Annotated in this window: 14 protein-coding genes and 1 pseudogene; all 15 read right to left on the bottom strand. The window is 49.7% G+C overall.

The features are described 5' to 3' along the window. Window positions 1-71: 71 nt before the first annotated feature. The 15 genes and pseudogenes from XI25_RS20280 to gap all read right to left on the bottom strand — a co-directional run bounded on the left by XI25_RS20280 (window position 72) and on the right by gap (window position 15,975). Entirely contained in the window at window positions 72-266 is a 195-nt protein-coding gene (locus XI25_RS20280) for a hypothetical protein (protein WP_046679949.1), read from the bottom strand. Window positions 267-301: 35 nt separating this feature from the next. Next, window positions 302-1,782: pseudogene (locus XI25_RS20275) on the bottom strand (aminotransferase class I/II-fold pyridoxal phosphate-dependent enzyme). 187 nt (window positions 1,783-1,969) lie between these two features. Then, the gene (locus XI25_RS20270) at window positions 1,970-3,775 is read right to left on the bottom strand and encodes an ABC transporter ATP-binding protein (protein WP_046679948.1); all 1,806 of its coding nucleotides are present in this window, start codon (window positions 3,773-3,775) and stop codon (window positions 1,970-1,972) included. Continuing rightward, window positions 3,772-5,517, bottom strand: a complete 1,746-nt coding sequence (locus tag XI25_RS20265; protein ID WP_046679947.1) for an ABC transporter ATP-binding protein — start codon at window positions 5,515-5,517, stop codon at window positions 3,772-3,774. The genes XI25_RS20270 and XI25_RS20265 overlap by 4 nt, the downstream gene beginning before the upstream one ends. A 799-nt stretch (window positions 5,518-6,316) precedes the next feature. Further along, a complete protein-coding gene (locus tag XI25_RS20260) occupies window positions 6,317-6,775 on the bottom strand; it encodes a nucleoside deaminase (protein ID WP_046679946.1) in 459 nt (152 codons plus the stop codon). Between the two features lie 279 nt (window positions 6,776-7,054). Further along, window positions 7,055-7,207: a hypothetical protein gene (locus XI25_RS35085; protein ID WP_235440011.1), complete on the bottom strand. Its 153-nt coding sequence runs from the start codon at window positions 7,205-7,207 to the stop codon at window positions 7,055-7,057. Window positions 7,208-7,306: 99 nt separating this feature from the next. Then, window positions 7,307-8,488, bottom strand: coding sequence for a DUF4179 domain-containing protein (locus tag XI25_RS20255; protein ID WP_046679945.1), 1,182 nt, complete (start codon window positions 8,486-8,488; stop codon window positions 7,307-7,309). Continuing rightward, the gene (locus tag XI25_RS20250; protein ID WP_046679944.1) at window positions 8,454-9,047 is read right to left on the bottom strand and encodes an RNA polymerase sigma factor; all 594 of its coding nucleotides are present in this window, start codon (window positions 9,045-9,047) and stop codon (window positions 8,454-8,456) included. Before XI25_RS20250 ends, XI25_RS20255 begins: the two co-directional genes overlap by 35 nt. A gap of 495 nt (window positions 9,048-9,542) precedes the next feature. Then, complete coding sequence (locus XI25_RS20240; RefSeq protein ID WP_046679942.1) at window positions 9,543-10,130, bottom strand: hypothetical protein; 588 nt, start codon at window positions 10,128-10,130, stop codon at window positions 9,543-9,545. After that, window positions 10,115-10,333, bottom strand: coding sequence for a hypothetical protein (locus XI25_RS20235; RefSeq protein WP_046679941.1), 219 nt, complete (start codon window positions 10,331-10,333; stop codon window positions 10,115-10,117). The genes XI25_RS20240 and XI25_RS20235 overlap by 16 nt, the downstream gene beginning before the upstream one ends. A 181-nt stretch (window positions 10,334-10,514) precedes the next feature. Further along, window positions 10,515-11,318: a pyruvate, water dikinase regulatory protein gene (locus XI25_RS20230; protein WP_046679940.1), complete on the bottom strand. Its 804-nt coding sequence runs from the start codon at window positions 11,316-11,318 to the stop codon at window positions 10,515-10,517. Between the two features lie 19 nt (window positions 11,319-11,337). Next, window positions 11,338-11,946 carry a helix-turn-helix transcriptional regulator gene (locus XI25_RS20225; RefSeq protein ID WP_235440028.1) on the bottom strand — a complete coding sequence of 203 codons (609 nt, stop codon included), beginning with the start codon at window positions 11,944-11,946 and terminating at the stop codon, window positions 11,338-11,340. A gap of 161 nt (window positions 11,947-12,107) precedes the next feature. Further along, complete coding sequence (gene ppdK / locus XI25_RS20220) at window positions 12,108-14,780, bottom strand: pyruvate, phosphate dikinase (RefSeq protein ID WP_046679938.1); 2,673 nt, start codon at window positions 14,778-14,780, stop codon at window positions 12,108-12,110. Beyond that, window positions 14,777-14,956 carry a GapA-binding peptide SR1P gene (locus XI25_RS20215; protein ID WP_046679937.1) on the bottom strand — a complete coding sequence of 60 codons (180 nt, stop codon included), beginning with the start codon at window positions 14,954-14,956 and terminating at the stop codon, window positions 14,777-14,779. The genes ppdK and XI25_RS20215 overlap by 4 nt, the downstream gene beginning before the upstream one ends. After that, the gene (gap, locus tag XI25_RS20210; RefSeq protein ID WP_046679936.1) at window positions 14,932-15,975 is read right to left on the bottom strand and encodes a type I glyceraldehyde-3-phosphate dehydrogenase; all 1,044 of its coding nucleotides are present in this window, start codon (window positions 15,973-15,975) and stop codon (window positions 14,932-14,934) included. Before gap ends, XI25_RS20215 begins: the two co-directional genes overlap by 25 nt. Between the last annotated feature and the right edge of the window lie 119 nt (window positions 15,976-16,094).

The following is a 16,094-nucleotide window of genomic DNA, read 5'->3' as shown; positions in this document are numbered from 1 at the left end:
CCATTGGAATGCCTGTTTGAAAGGACAGGAATACCATGGGTCTCGGTACATTCAATTATCCAATTGCTTAATTACTTGAAAATCATCCAGATCACAATAAATGCCACCAAAGAAAACACATAAATCAAGATTAATTTAGTGATATTCGCTTTTGTTCTGCGTTCATAGCCGGGGTTAGCTTTCTTATTCTCTTGAGAGTGGCCAACAAGCATGGTGGAAACCCCGCCGACTAATGCCAGCGTAATGACGATAATGTACAAAACCATCCCGATACCCCCTCTCTATAACTGAACTGATATTCTCAGCTCGTCTCTTTGCCCTTTCTGCGCTCAACAACAACCTTTACCTCTTTCGCGGTTGAATCCTCTGGTCCTTTAATCGGTAGGCCTGCCTCCCCATGCCTCGTAATATAATCTACGATCTCCTGGAGGATAATCTGTCCAGGCATAAGGATCGGAATGCCCGGTGGGTAAACATAGATGGACTCCGCGATGATCCGGCCCGATGATTGCTCAAATAGTACGGTTTCCGTATCTGCATAGAAGGCGTCTCTCGGCGGCATCAAAAATGGCGGGGCATCAGGAATGACGGATGGCGTAAGAGCACTAGCGCTCTCTTTTCTCCGAAACATGTCATCCATATGCTCCAAAGCCTGAAGAAGACGGTTAACCTCATGCTCCGTATCACCAAGCGTGATCAGACATAAAATGTTGGACAGATCGCTTAACTCTACCTCGATGTTATATTGTTCGCGCAGCCACAGCTCCGCCTCATATCCCGTAATGCCGAGTTTTCCAACATGAACGCATAGCTTCGTCGGGTCATAATGATATACGCCTTTCAGATCGAGTATTTCCTCGCCATAACAGTAAAGACCTGGACAAGTATTGATCCGGCTTCTCGCTTGATCAGCCAAATTTATGGCTTTCTCCGCAAGCAAGCGCCCGTTTACGGCCAACTGCCTTCTAGCCGTATCCAAGGAGGCCAGAAGGATATAAGAGGTTGAAGTGGTTGTCAGCATGCTCATAACCGTTCGAATCCGCTTTATATTAACCCGTTCCCCTTTTACGTTGAGGATTGAACTTTGAGTCAACGACCCTCCAAGTTTATGGACACTGGTTGCCGCCATGTCCGCGCCCGCTTGCATGGCCGACGCAGGCAATTTCTCATGAAAATGAATAAGCGTGCCGTGTGCTTCATCCACCAAAACCGGTATTCCATAGCCGTGAACGAATTCAACCATATCCGTCAAATCCACACTCGTTCCATAATAGGTTGGGTTTATGAGAAGAACTGCTTTACGCCCGGGTTCTGCTCTATCGCCTGCCGGATCGACTCCTTCAACACTCCATGCTCGATTCCTAGTTTGCGGTCTTGTTCAGGCGTTACCCATACCGGAATCGCTCCTGTAAAAATAATGGCCGACAAAATGGATTTGTGGGCATTCCGGGGCACGATGATCTTATCGCCCGGTGCACAAACAGACATGATCATGGTCATGATTGCCCCGGTGGTTCCTTGTACGGAAAACAACGTATAATCCGAGCCAAAGGCTTCTGCCGCCAGGCGCTCCGCCTCCCGAATGATCCCTGACGGCTGATGAAGATCATCGAGCGGGACAATATTGATTAGATCAATGGCTAAGGCATTGTCACCCATGTAGGATCGGAATGCCGGATCCATTCCCTTCCCTTTTTTATGGCCGGGTATATGAAAAGGCAGCGGATTGCTCGTTGCGTGCTGTACCAAAGCGTCAAATAACGGAGTTTTGTGTTGGTCCAAGATGATTCTTTCCTTTCAATGAACTTTCATGATGTCATGATTTTTTAGAGACATATCAAAACAAATATAATGTCTGTCATGCCATTCGTAACCATCCATTTATACATTTTCCGGACCATCCACTTTTCGGTCATGTTTCAAGTAAAGAAAAAGCTGCCGGGGGATTTGTCCCTCAGCAGCTTTTTCCCTAAACATGAGAACTTTGCTTATCCATTGAATCAGCCGGCAAAGATTCAACGGAAGATTGTTCACCTTGCCACAACAGCTGCATCTCTTCACTGGTGGCCAGCAGATCGGATAAGGTGCCTTCAGCCTCGATCCGACCATCCTTCAACACAATGATGTGATCCGCTTTCGCGAGTGCCGCTCTTCGGTGAGATACGGCAATACAAGTCACGTCACGCTCTTTGAACAGTCCATCCCAGACCTGCTGCTCCGTCTCCACGTCCAGCGCACTTGACAGGTCATCGAAAATGAACAGATCCGCGCCCGTCATCAGCATCCGAGCGGTAGCCGCGCGCTGAATCTGTCCTCCGGACAGCATGACGCCTCTTGGACCCACAAACGTTTGCAGTCCTTGATCCAGATCCTCGATATCCTTTTCCATGACGGCTAGGCGAATCGACCGTTCCAGAGATTCTTCAACACGCTCTTTCTTCCCTTGCACGATATTCTCCCACAGCGTATCGCTGAACAAACGGGGAACCTGCGGCGTATATGCAGCTCTTGGCGGCATGAGGAAGGTGGCGGGATCGACCTCTTCCCCGTTCCAACGGATCGTGCCCTCTTGTTTCGGCAGCAGTCCGAGCAGCGTCCGCACAAGCGTCGATTTACCGGACCCGATGCGTCCGGTGATGACAAGGAATTTGCCGCGCTCCAAGCGGAAATGAATATCCTTTATCCCGTTATCCGAATTAGGATATTGGTACGATAAGCCGCTTGCTTCAAGCTCCCGGAGCTTCTCCTTCGGATCCCTGTGGATCGCAGGCAGCTCCGGAGGATCTTCGTTGAGATAGGTCTCCCTTGCCTCTATGATCCGGTCTTCCTCGCCGGGACGGAACAGGGTGCGCATCCGGTCAAAGGATACCTTTAGCCGCTTATGCTGAAACACCATGTAACCGAACAAGGAGATGCTGAACCCGATATTCGCCAGATAAGCCGTAAACAAGGCAAAATCGCCGACGGTAAAACGCCCGGCCTGCATCTCGGCGGCGCACATCAAAAGGATTAATCCCGTACAAATGCTGAGTACATGCTGATTGAGCGACCTCATCCACTGCTTGAACAGATTATCCTTCAGCGCAGCTTGACGGCGCTCTTCATTCAGCTTCGTGAAACGCTCGTGAACATGGTCCTCGGCTTGCCCCAGCTTCAACGCTTGAACCGCACCAAAGGTCTCCGCAATAAAACTGGTGATCCGTCCGGTAGCTTCGCGGTTCTTTTGACCGTAACGGCGGGCCCGGTTGCCGGATAAATTGTTGAGCAGCGTCACCACTACTAACGGCAAAACGGCAACCAGCATGATCTTCCAGTTAATGCTCGCCATAATGATAACCGAAACCAGCGCAAATACGAGACGTCCCCAGAAATCCACCCAGGACTCCACATACTCGACAACCTCATCCACGTCGTCCCTGAAACGGCTCATCGCTTCTCCGGGGGAAGCGGGGAGGTTGCGTCCCGGCCAGCGCATAATGCCAGCCAGCATATTCGTGCGCAGAATGGCCTGAATGTGGTAAATATACGTTACCCATTGATAGAAAGCCGCGAAAAACGTTCCCACTCTTGCGACTCTCACTGCGGCAATGAAGATCAGCGGTACGGCTAGCCACAAATAATCGGTGGAATTCGCCGTGGCGCGGTCAAAGAACCACTGCATGCCGATCCCGATCAGCAGCGGCAGGGAGTGAAATATGCACCACAGCAACCCGTTTATTAAGAATAATGAAGGTCTGAATCGGAACAGGCGCCCAATAAATCCGGTAATGCTCATGCCAACTCCTCCTCTCTGCCTGTTACCAGCAGTCTTGCGTAATGCGAAGATGGATCTTGCGCCAGCGCTTCCCGGTCGCCGAATTCAAGGATTCGGCCATCACCCAGCACCATGATTTTATCGACCTGCTCCAGCGTAGCCAGCCGGTGCGCGATAATGATTCCCGTACTGCAACTCATCAACTGATCTACAGCCGCCTGCAGCATGGTTTCCGTTGCCGCATCCAGACGCGAAGAAGGCTCATCCAGGATGACCAAGCTTGGCTGCGTCAAAAATACCCGGGTTAGCGCAAACAGCTGAGCTTCCCCCGCGGACAGGGATGCGCCTCCGGCAGCCAAATGCGTATCCAGCCCTTCCGGCTGGGCATCGATCCACTGCCGCAATCCCAGCCGCTCCGTGGTTTCCAGAATAAACGAATCGGATACGCTTTTATCAAACAGCGTCAAATTGTCGCGCAGCGTCCCGTCGAACAGCTGCACATCCTGCGTTACCATGCCTACCCGGCGATAAAGTGCCGGAAGCTTCAGCTTCGCGATGTCCGTGCCGCCGACGCGGATGGCTCCGCTGTCAATGTTGTACAAGCGAAGCAGAACGCGGCTAAGGCTCGATTTTCCGCTTCCGGTACGTCCGATAATGCCAAGCCGTTCCCCCGGCTTAACCGTAAAGCTTATGTCCTTAAGAACCGGTTTATCTTCGTTGTAACTGAAATTCACGTCCTCGAATTCAAGTCCCAGCGCTCCTTCCGGAAGCCGATCCAGATCGCCTTCCACGATCTCGCTGCGGTTTGAGAGCAATTCTCTGGAACGGAGCATGCCGGACTTCGCTTTTTGAAACTCCTGCACCTGGTCGCCCAGCATCTCGATCGGATCATTCAGCATTTGCGTGTATTGATAAATGAGGAATAACGTACCCAGGCTTATCTCGCCGATCAAATAGTAACGAACCCCCAATAACAGCACTGCGGTGACGGCAAGGGCAAACAGGATAACGGTGGTGTTCCACGGAACGACTCGGAGCATCCAGGCTTTTCTTCCTTTCAGGAACACGGTGCGCATCATGCGGTGAAACCGGTTCATTACGTAAGGCACGTTCCCGTTGGCCTGCACGTCCTCGATCCCGGCAATGCGCTCCTCAATCAGACCGAACAGGGAAGCGCTGGCCTCGCGTTCGTTTTTGGACGAATTGACGCCGAGATTGCGGATGAACACCATAAATAAAATCGATACCAGCGTAAAAACCGTCATCACGATGGCAATCGGCAGGTTGACGGTAAACATGAAGCCCAAAATGCCGGCCAGCAGCACAAAGCTGCCGATGACCTGCACGATAAACATCGCGAAAAAGTTCGAAATGCTCGTAACATCGCCATCCACCCGCTCGATCATTTCGCCTGGCGTTTTCATGTTATGAAACTTCATGTCCAGCCGCAGGCAATGCTTCAGGAGATCTCCCCGAAGCCGATTCGTAGCGCGCCACGAAATGTCGTTTCCCAGATAGCTTACGGCCACCGTAATCAGCTGGTTGGCTACGGCTACGGCAAGGAATATTCCCGCTAGTTGCAGAAGACTGGCCAAACCCCCGCCGCCGGCCGCCGTATCGATAAAACGTTTCACGATTTGCGGATTCATGAGCTGCAATCCCGTCGACGTTAACAGCATGATGAGCAAAATCATCAGCCGTCCTTTGACCGGGCTCAAATATCGCAGAAGCCAGGACATCGATACTTTCTCTTTTTTGGGCACGGTGCCCACCCCCATATGCTAGCAAATATGTACAGCCATTTTACTTCAGTCCCTTAGAGCAGCAGATCGTCGCCAGTATACATGATCAGATCGGCTGATTCTAGGTAAAAAATAATTATAATTTAACTTCCGACGCCAACATTCAGCGACCTCCAGTTAACGGAAAACCGCTACGAGGAATCATATAATACGACAATTGCAGCAAAGAACATATTAGGAAAACATAAATTGGCCACCAAGTTTTTTCCTCCATTCCATTCGACGATTCCCCTGAATCCTTGGATCCGCTGCGGAAGCATATCCGCGGTCCGATCCGAACCCCGCCTCGAATATTTACGCCTTATCCGTTGCCATATCGTTTGATTACAAGTTCCAAAATTTCCAGTCCATGGCTCGCATTATCTCCTTTCCATGTGAAGAGATTGGTGAAATGCACGCAAAAAAGCCGTAAATGAACAACTGTCCATCTACAGCTTGATAACAACAAAAGAATGCATCCGTAAATTTTACTTATGCGGGTTCCTTATATGCATGGCATTTATGATGAAAGTTCATGACAGGAGGCACAAACGTCGGCATACAAGCAACCTTAAAATGAATGCAATGGCCCATGTTCGATCCGGCCAAAACGTTTGTGATTTATTCAGTTATCGATTACCCGATAATTCCCGTCAAAAAAATGTTCATCATGATCCACCCATTCACATATTTGTTCCATTGTATCCGCTCTCGCCAAGAATGTAAAGATAATATTTACTGATAATCCATCTGTATCCATTGACCCGAGTCCTGACTGCGATTAATTTTGCTTTTGCTCCTTCCATAGCTTCATCGGGTTTACCTGACCTTCTTTTAATGGCATATGGATCAATGAAACCGAACGTTCCGATTTGTTTTTTTGCAGATCCTCATAGATCATCTTGGATTTCCCCAGTCCGGCTTCCTCCGCATTCTCTACGGAAGCGCAATAATAAATGTTATCGATTCCCGAAAAGTACATCGCCGCCAAACACATCGGACAGGGTTCCCCGCTAGCGTACATCGTAAAGCCCGACAGATCGGTCGTTTGCAGCTGTTCCTGGGCACGCCGAATCGCAAGCAATTCCGCATGCCCGCTAATATCGTGTTTAATGTGCAGTTCATTAACCCCTTCAGCTATTATGCTGCCGTTATGAACCAATACGGCACCGAAAGGCTGTCCGCCGTTTCGGACATTTTCCGTGGCCAGATTCACTGCGCGTTCCATGAATTTATCCATATAAATTCCTCCCATCTATAATTTTTGCTGAAAATCGATATAATCGATATACCTGTCCATCGGTAACGGTACAATTTCATTTCCTCATATTTTATCACAGTACAACATAAAAGAAGCAGACCAGTCATTTAACTGGTCCGCTCTTTCCAATAAAATACTCTTTTATTAACCTTTCGATTACTCCTTTAGGACACGAATTCCGGCATAAACGGATTCACAGATTTCGGTTGTAAAGCGACCCGACATCCCTTCTAGTGCGGTATTCGTAATGCAACTACGCTAAGCTGCTCTTTTGGGATCGACAAACCAGGAGTGGCCATAGGTTCCGCCCATCCGCCATGTTCCCGACGATTCCGGCGTCTGGGCGGCCGCAGGATCTTTAAGCAGCGTAAAGGGAATGAATTTTTGTATGTTGACGCAATGCCGCTTCAAATTGACTCGTAATGTAACGAATAACGATTCTAAAAGTCGGAAGCGGCAAGATTAAAAAGAAACCCGCCATCATGACGGGTTTCTTTCAAAGTAGTTATGTTATGGTTTAACCGGAATGGTCATTTCCAATTCCTTCAGGTATGTTTTATCGCCGACGTTGCCTTTGCCTTCGCCCACGACACTCCAATCCTTGTTCTTAACGGTAAGGGTGAACGGCTTGATCGTGATGGATCTCGGCGTGCCGTTAGCAGGACTATACAGTTGATCCACGTGGTATTCGGTTTTGGGTTTGCTGTGGAAATAATCGAATTTGCTAGGGTTTAGCACGTTTCCTTTATCATCGACAAGCTCGTAATATACCATGCTGGCGCTGTAATCGCCTGTTTGCTCCGCCGACGAAGGAACCTCGCCCTTGCTGTCCAGAACCAGACGCGTGGATACCGGAGAAAGCTCGAGCTGCTTCACGGTATAGCTGAATTTCCCGTCCGACTTGGAGGCATCCGGCTTCAGGACTAACGATTTATCCTCCACTTTCACCGGAACCTTAAATTCGAAGGTTTCTTTGACGCCCGTGACATTCGCCTGAATGGTTAACTCGAATTGATCCGGCAGGTTCAGGTCCTTCGTCATTTCCACGATATAGGCATTGTCCAGCCTCGGTTCATCGCCGTACATGGCTTGCCCCTTGCCCACCTCTTTGCCGTTGACCAGAAGGGTCGGCCATTTGATATAACCTTTCACCTGGTCCTTTTCCGGAATTTGCTTGGACTTAAGGTATTCATTGTCTCCCTCAATCACTGTATCTTTATCGATGTATGGCGATGCCACAGTCGGCAGGTTCACCCCTTCACGCTGCAGGATAACGGATAAACGGGTTCCGTCATACAGCAGGCTGGCTACCTTTAGCGTGATTCCGTCATGAGTTACGCTCAGGTTAGGCTCGGACACGATTCCTTGCTTAACGGCCGTTTGCAGCGCTTCCTCGCTTGTCCCTTCGAACAGAACTCCTATCATCGGAATTTGCTTCAAAGTTGCAGCCATGGCCGGCGATACGAATCCCGAACCGATCACGCCTCCGCCAAGCACGGCTGCCGCAGCTGCGACCAATGCCGTTCTTTTAATCAAGTTAGGTTTTTGTTTAGATGATCTAGTCAATTTATTCTCTCCAATCTTATTCATAATTTGGTGACTCATACTTTTCTGTGGTATAGACGATTCACGAATCATTTGTTCAATGGCATCCATTTCAGCGAACTCCGTTTGTTTCGGCAAATGTCCCATGTGCCACCTCTCCTTTTTGGCTTATACATTTCATCAATTTTCGACGCAAGCGTTCATATTTTTTTCGTACGGTCGCGGCTTTGAGGTCCATGATCTCGCTAATTTCCTCGAACGTATATTGCTCTACCGCCTTAAGGAGTAAAATATGACGCTCTTCGGTAGTGAGATAAGTCAAAAGCTCATAAACCATGGATTCATGGTGAGAGACCTGCAGCACCGGCTGCTGCTCCTTGTAATCTTCGACCAATTTAAGTAAGCGGCTCTGCTTCTTCTTTATATTGATCAAATGATGGTAGGCCATTTTATACAGCCAGGCCGAGAAGGATACTTGTCTACTGTACTGATGAAGATTTTCATATGCGCGTATAAAAATCTCCTGAACGGCATCCTCCGTCTCCGCATGATTTTTCAGAATATAGTAGCAATACGTATACATTTGCCGTTCAAACTGAAGAATGATCTCTCTGTAGCTTTCCTTGTCTCCTGCTTTAACCTGTTCTACAACCGCTTCAATGGAATCTTTCCTTCTTTCCTTTTCCCCGGGGATGGTAGGCTGCAAGAGCTCACCTCCTTTCTTTACTTATATAACAATCCTGGAATGCGATTTTGTGACACCTTATATCAACGAGGCGAAATATATTAACTTTGCTTCTCAAAATTCCATTAAAAAACCCGCCAATATCCATTAGCGGGTTCACTTCATTATAACAGATTCGGTTATCTTTTCCTGCCCTTTTACTTATCGGCACTTTTTCCGGTATCCTTTATACTTCTATCCATACATCCTTGGAGTAACGCGGTGAAGCGGGGCAATGCCAACCCCCGCGTAATCGGCAATGTCATTCAAAGAAGCGGTAGGCTTCCATTGGGATTTCAACTTCAGCTCATCGCTCCAGCTTAGGTGATATTCAGGAACGGGGCAATCTATAACTGTCACATGGTCCTGGAGCTTCTTAAAAAGCATGAAAGCTGTGCTGTCTCTTCAATAAAGAGCAACAGCACAGCTTTCATAGTGGTCTTTGAAGTCGAGCCCGTTTTTATTCGTTAAGTGGCGTTATCTCGGGAGCTTGGACTCCGCTGCTTGAATGGTTTTACGAATGCCGCTCTCCCATTCATATATCGACTTCTGCGAAGATTGAACCGAGCCAAGATATCCGACGATCTGTCTTAACTCAGCGGCAGCCATGATTGCATCCCCCAGCTTTACGGCGGATTTGTAACGTTTGTCCGAGGCTATCCTGTTCTTGTTGTAATCCGATATTTTTTTGTTCTCGGCCGTGATTTGTTTTTTCAGAGCTTGTACGGGGACCAGAGCCTCCTTAACCGCCTTGACTTTGGCTGAAGCCAGCTTTTTTGCGGCGGTTAAAGCATCCCTCTTGACCTTAATCTCCTGACGGGCCGCATTCGCTGAAGCTTTAATCCGGTTCCGCTTAAGATCGAACATGACGGCAGACTTACGATCTTTGCGCTTCCTGGCTTCGGCCGCTTTCTTGCCGAGATCCGTATATTCTGCCAGAAGCGGCTCATATTTCTTCCGGGCATGATCGGCTTCCGATTTCAGTTTGTCGAGCTTCTCCTTATCGATGAGTTTTAATTTACTATGGATTTCTTTAAGGTTGTCCGTATTTAACTTGCGAAGCACCTTGTCTGCTCCCTCATCTCTTTATTGGCCATGTCCAAAGCGGTAAAGCTGTCATGAAGCTTGTCGATGCTCGATAATGCAGCATCCCAACCGCTATCAGCAGCCTCTGCATGAGGAAGTCTGGATACAAGCAGCAATGCAATAATGCCCAGAATCGTTAAATAGTTTAAAGTCCGGCTTGAGTTTCCTTTTCGTTTCAACAATCTCATCAACCCCCGTTTCAAAAGTTATCGTCCACAATGCAGCAAAAAAAGCACCTCGCAAGAAAGGCCTGAATAGCCGATCCTGCGAGGTGCTTCACCCGCACTTTATGTTCGATTTGATTGTAGTATATATTTGATCGATGATGATGTCAATCGTTTTCGGAACGTTTGTTCTCAAGGCTCAGGACAAGAAATCCATAACGATGCCGGCCGTTTCTTCGATGGCTTTGTCCGTGACATCGATAACCGGGCAGCCCAACCGGTCAAACAGCGAACGGGCATACTCCAATTCTTCCACGATCCGTTCCAAAGAGGCATACCTTGCCAAAACGGGCAATCCCATCGTTTTTAGTCTTTCGGAACGAATCTTCAAAAGATGCTCGGCGCTCATCGTCAAACCGATGATTTTGCCCGGCGATATGCTGTACAACGGTTCAGGCGGCTTTATTTCCGGCACGACGGGATAGTTGACCACCTTCTTCCCTTTATGGGCCAGAACGATGCTCAGAGGCGTCTTGGATGTACGGGACACGCCAAGCAGTACGATATCCGCTTTCAGGATCGCATTGATATCCTTCCCGTCGTCGCATTTGACTGCAAATTCTACCGCCTCGACGCGTTTGAAATAATCATCGTCCAAACGATGGAGCAAACCGGGCATTCGCTTAGGCTGGTCGGCGAATGTATCGACGAACGCCTGAATCATCGGCCCCATCACATCAACCGCCCGAACATGAAGACGTATGGCATGCTCCTTAATGGCTTCCCTTAATTCCGGCTGAACCAGTGTATAAGCGACAAAGCCGCCGGATTCGGCAGCTTCCTCCATCAGCAGACGAAGCTCGTCCTCATCGCGTACATTCATGTAACGCTTAATTTTGACATGCGGAGCTTCAAACTGGCGAATAGCCGCTTTTACTACCGCTTCGGCCGTTTCCCCTACGGAATCTGAACATACGGTTATCGTATATGACGGTTTCCCCATGCGCTTTTCGTCCCCCTGCTTAATCCTGATCTACTTTATCCAGCAGCAGCTTGATGATCGTCGTCTTCGTAATTCGTCCGACGATACGGCACTCCGATTCCGAAGAAACATCCGGGCATGAGACGACCGGAAGGCTGTCCACCTGATGATGGATCATTTTTCGCGCGGCCTCCAGGACCGATTCCTCCGGCGTAATCGTTACGATGTTCGGCTGTCGGGTCATGACCATGCTGACAGGCATGGAAGACGCATTCGGGTTGCCCAGCGTCACTTTGAGCAAATCTTTGCGCGAAATGACGCCCGCAAGCTTTCCTTCTTCGTCGGTCACGATCAAACTGCCGATATTCTCCAGGAACAACGTAACGACCGCGTCTTGTACCGTTGTTTTGACATCGACCACAACCGGCATGCCCTGAACCTCTCCGACCTTTATATCTCGCAGGACGTACGAATCCGACTCTTTCTTCTCCGCCTTCTCCCCGAGAAAATATCCGACCTTGGGCTTGGCCGCTATATAATCAAGCATTACGAGCAAGGACAGATCGGAACGAATCGTGGGTCTGCTGACCGTTAGCATCTCGGCTATTTGTTCGCCGGTTATAGGGGCGTGCTTTTTAACGATTTTAATGATCTCTAATTGCCTTGCTGTCAGTTCGATAGTGATCCCTCCGCTTCATGTTACACGACCTGTATGACTAGATTATAGCATTTTCGGGCGGAATGTACGTAACTCCCTTTTCCTCGGAGGTCGCGAACACCCGCCCGGCTATTCGTCATGTTACGTGCCGATCAGACTGCGGCCTCTTGAAGCTGAAGTTCCCACTGCATTCGGATATAGGCCTGCGCCGCCGCAATCCGCGTGACCGGAAGCCTGTACGGCGAGCAGCTGATATAATCCAGGCCGACCCGTTGGCAGAACATGATGGACTCCAAATCTCCGCCGTGCTCTCCGCAAATGCTGGTGGTCAGCATCGGATTTCTTGAACGTCCTTGGATCACCGCCATCTCGATCAGCTTGCCTACCCCTTCCGTGTCAAGCACTTGAAACGGATTGTTCGGCAGAAGCTTATTCTCCACATAGTGCGACAGAAACTTGCCTTCCGCATCGTCTCTGCTGTAGCCAAACGTCATTTGGGTCAAATCGTTCGTGCCGAAGGAGAAAAAGTCAGCCGAGCGCGCAATTTCGCCGGCCGTTAATGCCGCACGCGGCACTTCGATCATGGTGCCTACCTTATATGGGCAATTTCTTATTTCTTCTCCGAGCACTTGGTCCGCGACATGATCGACAAGTTTGCGCAGCAGATAAAGCTCATTTACATGGCCAACCAGCGGAATCATGACATTCGGCAGTACCGTTATGCCCTTTTGAATGCTTCGGAGAGCCGCTTTGAATATGGCTTCGATCTGCATTTCGTATATTTCCGGAAACATAATGCCAAGCCGGCAACCCCGCTGTCCCAGCATCGGATTGGTTTCCTGCAGTTCGCGCACCCTTCGAATCATTCGTTCCAGTTCCATGCGTTCCCCGGCCGTGTCTCCGTCTGTACGCAGCTTCGTAAGACGCTCCGTAAGTTCTTCCACGTTCGGAAGGAATTCATGCAATGGCGGATCGAGCAGCCGGATCGTAACCGGACAGCCGTCCATTTCTTCGAACATCTCTTCAAAATCGCAGCGCTGCATCGGAAGGAGCCGATTTAACGCCTGCTGACGGTCGCTTTCCTTCTCGGCCAAAATCATCTGCTGGACGATCGGCACCCTGGAAGGGGACAGAAACATATGCTCCGTACGGCACAATCCTATGCCCTCCGCGCCGAATTCTTTTGCTTTTCGCGCGTCAAGAGGAGAATCCGCGTTCGCCAAGACTTTTAACGAACGAATCTGATCCGCCCACTGTAGAATGAGGAGCAGCTCCGGGAAAATATCGGCTTCCTTGAGTTCCATTTGCCCGGAATAAACCTTTCCGCTGCCGCCGTCAATCGTCAGCCAGTCCCCTTCGTTAATGGCGAACTCCCCGGATATCAACAACCGTCGTTCTTCATCTATCATGAGCGCTTCGCATCCGCATATGCATGGTTTTCCCATGCCCCTGGCCACAACCGCGGCGTGGCTTGTCATGCCTCCGCGAAGCGTAAGAATCCCCTCCGCTGCAATGACACCGTGAATGTCTTCGGGCGTCGTCTCCATCCGAACCAATATTACCGGTTTTCCCGCGCGTTTCCATTCGTCGGCCTGATCGGCGTCAAAAACGACCTGTCCGCACGCGGCTCCGGGCGATGCCGGAAGTCCCATTGCCATCACAGCGTGATCGGCATCCGCATGAATGGAACGGTGGAGCAGATGATTCAGATGCTGAACATCGATTCGCATCAAGGCTTCTTCCTTCGTGATCAAACCTTCGTTAACCAGATCGGCGGCCACTTTCAGCGCCGCTCTGGCATTGCGTTTGGCATTGCGCGTCTGGAGAAGATATAATTTGCCGGTTTCAATCGTAAATTCAATATCCTGCATGTCTTTGTAGTGAAGTTCAAGCTGCCTCGCGCAGGCGGAAAGCTCCCCGAATACATCCGGCATAACCGCTTCGAGCTCCGAGATCGGGCTGGGCGTTCTTGTTCCGCCGACGACATCCTCCCCTTGCGCGTTCATGAGATACTCGCCGAACATGACATGTTCTCCCGTAGAGGGATCCCGGGTAAACAATACGCCGGTTCCACTGCTGTCTCCCATGTTGCCGAAAACCATGGACTGAACATTCACCGCCGTGCCTTGATTGTCCGGAATATGGTGGACTTTTCGGTATACTTTCGCTCTCGGACTTGACCAGGACGAGAATACCGCTTCGATTGCCTTTTGAAGCTGCTTCTTTACATCCTGCGGGAACGGGTTGCCCGTTTTCTGTTCGAAAATGCGCTTGAAATCCTGAACGATCCTTGCTAATGACGCTTCCGATAATTGCCCGTCGTCCGCGCATGCCGCGAGATTTTTTTCCTTTTGCAACACACGTTCAAAATGAATACTTTCAATATGGCATACGACAGAGCCGTACATTTGAATGAAGCGCCGGTAACAATCGTAAGCAAACCGGCGATTATTTGTCAGCTGGGCCAATCCTTCAACCGTGTCGTCATTCAGCCCGAGATTCAAAACCGTGTCCATCATGCCGGGCATGGACGTCACGGAGCCTGACCGCACCGATACGAGGAGAGGGCGTTCTGCGCTGCCAAATTGCCGGTTTTGCTCTCTTTCCAGCTCAGCCACGGCATGCAAAACCTCGTTCATCAAGCCTGCCGGCAGTTGGCAGCCGCTGCTGTAATAGTGTCTGCACACCTCCGTGGTGATGGTGAATCCCGGCGGGACCGGAAGTCCCGCTTTGGTCATCTCGGCAAGATGCGCGCCTTTGCCGCCCAATAGCTCAATATGTTCTTTGCCGCCATTCCGGAACGGATTCACTCTCTGCACTGTCAAGCCGAAACACTCCCCTCTTGTTTGCGGCACGCTTCCTGCTCGCAAACCATATATTTGATTTTCACGCCGTTTGTTGGCAGCGTGCCGATGATATTGCTGCAATGACGGCAAACGATCGTTCCCAACTCGTTTTGTTTTACAGGTCCGGCAATTAATTCATGGACTTGGCTCCGCATAGTAACTCCCCCTTTTCGGATTGGACGAACATATATTTCACGAAATCTTTAACGCGGCATGCATATGCCCACTCATTGTCGTACCATGCCAACAGCTTGACCTGCCGGCCCAACGTTTGGATGGATAACCCGTCTATAATGGCTGATTTACTGTTTCCTATATAATCGGTGGATACTAGAGGTTCCTCATTATACTCCACATATGGTTCCAAACCTTTGGAGATGGCGCTTCGAAAAGCGCGGCCGATATCGTCCTGCGTCACATGGGAGTGCAATTGTGCGGTAAGATCGACCAAGGAAACGTTTTGCACCGGTACCCGCAATGAAATGCCCTGAATGTTGTCCGCCAAGTGCGGAAGAATCTCCTTTAACGCCTTCCCCACACCGGTCGAGGTTGGAATGATGGAACTGCCGCAAGCTCTGGCTCTGCGCCAATCGGAATGGGCGTTGTCCAGATGTTTTTGATCATTCGTATAGGCATGGACCGTGGTCATCCATCCGGACTCGACGCCGAACTCCCGATCCAGCACATGCAGAACCGGAGCCAGGCAATTCGTCGTACAGGATGCGGTCGATATAAGGGAATGCCGGCCGGGATCATAGGCATGTTCATTTACGCCCATCACTATGGTGCAATCCAGTTCTTTTCCCGGTGACGTAACGACCACTTTGCTCGCGCCCGCTTTGAGATGCCCGGAGGCCTCGGTACGGCTTTTGAATTTGCCCGTCGCATCCACGACAACGTCTATTCCATATTCTTTCCATGGCAAGAGCTCCGGATTGCGACCGCTGACAATCGGAATCCGGTGGCCCCGAATGATAAGGCACTGTTCTTCCGCTTCAACATTCTCGTTCCAACGACCGTGAACCGAATCATATTTCAGGAGATGCGCCAATTGATCCGGCGGGCACGTTGAATTAATAAGGCCGATTGAAGTACCCTCCCCGCTTGCAAACATGCTGCGAATAACCAACCTTCCGATTCTTCCCGTTCCGCTGATGCCGAGTCGTTTAATCATATATCGCAAGTACCTCCTTTTCTCGCTTATATATTACGTCATAAATAACAATAAATCAATAATTAATACGCACTAATAATCTATTTTTCCTCTAATACGGGATTAATAGTGTAATATAA

This window comes from Paenibacillus sp. DMB20 (assembly GCF_000987955.1).
Classification (GTDB): Bacteria; Bacillota; Bacilli; order Paenibacillales; family Paenibacillaceae; genus Paenibacillus_AQ.
The sequence above is the reverse complement of the archived record's forward strand: the minus strand, read 5'-3'. Positions and strand labels throughout refer to the sequence as shown.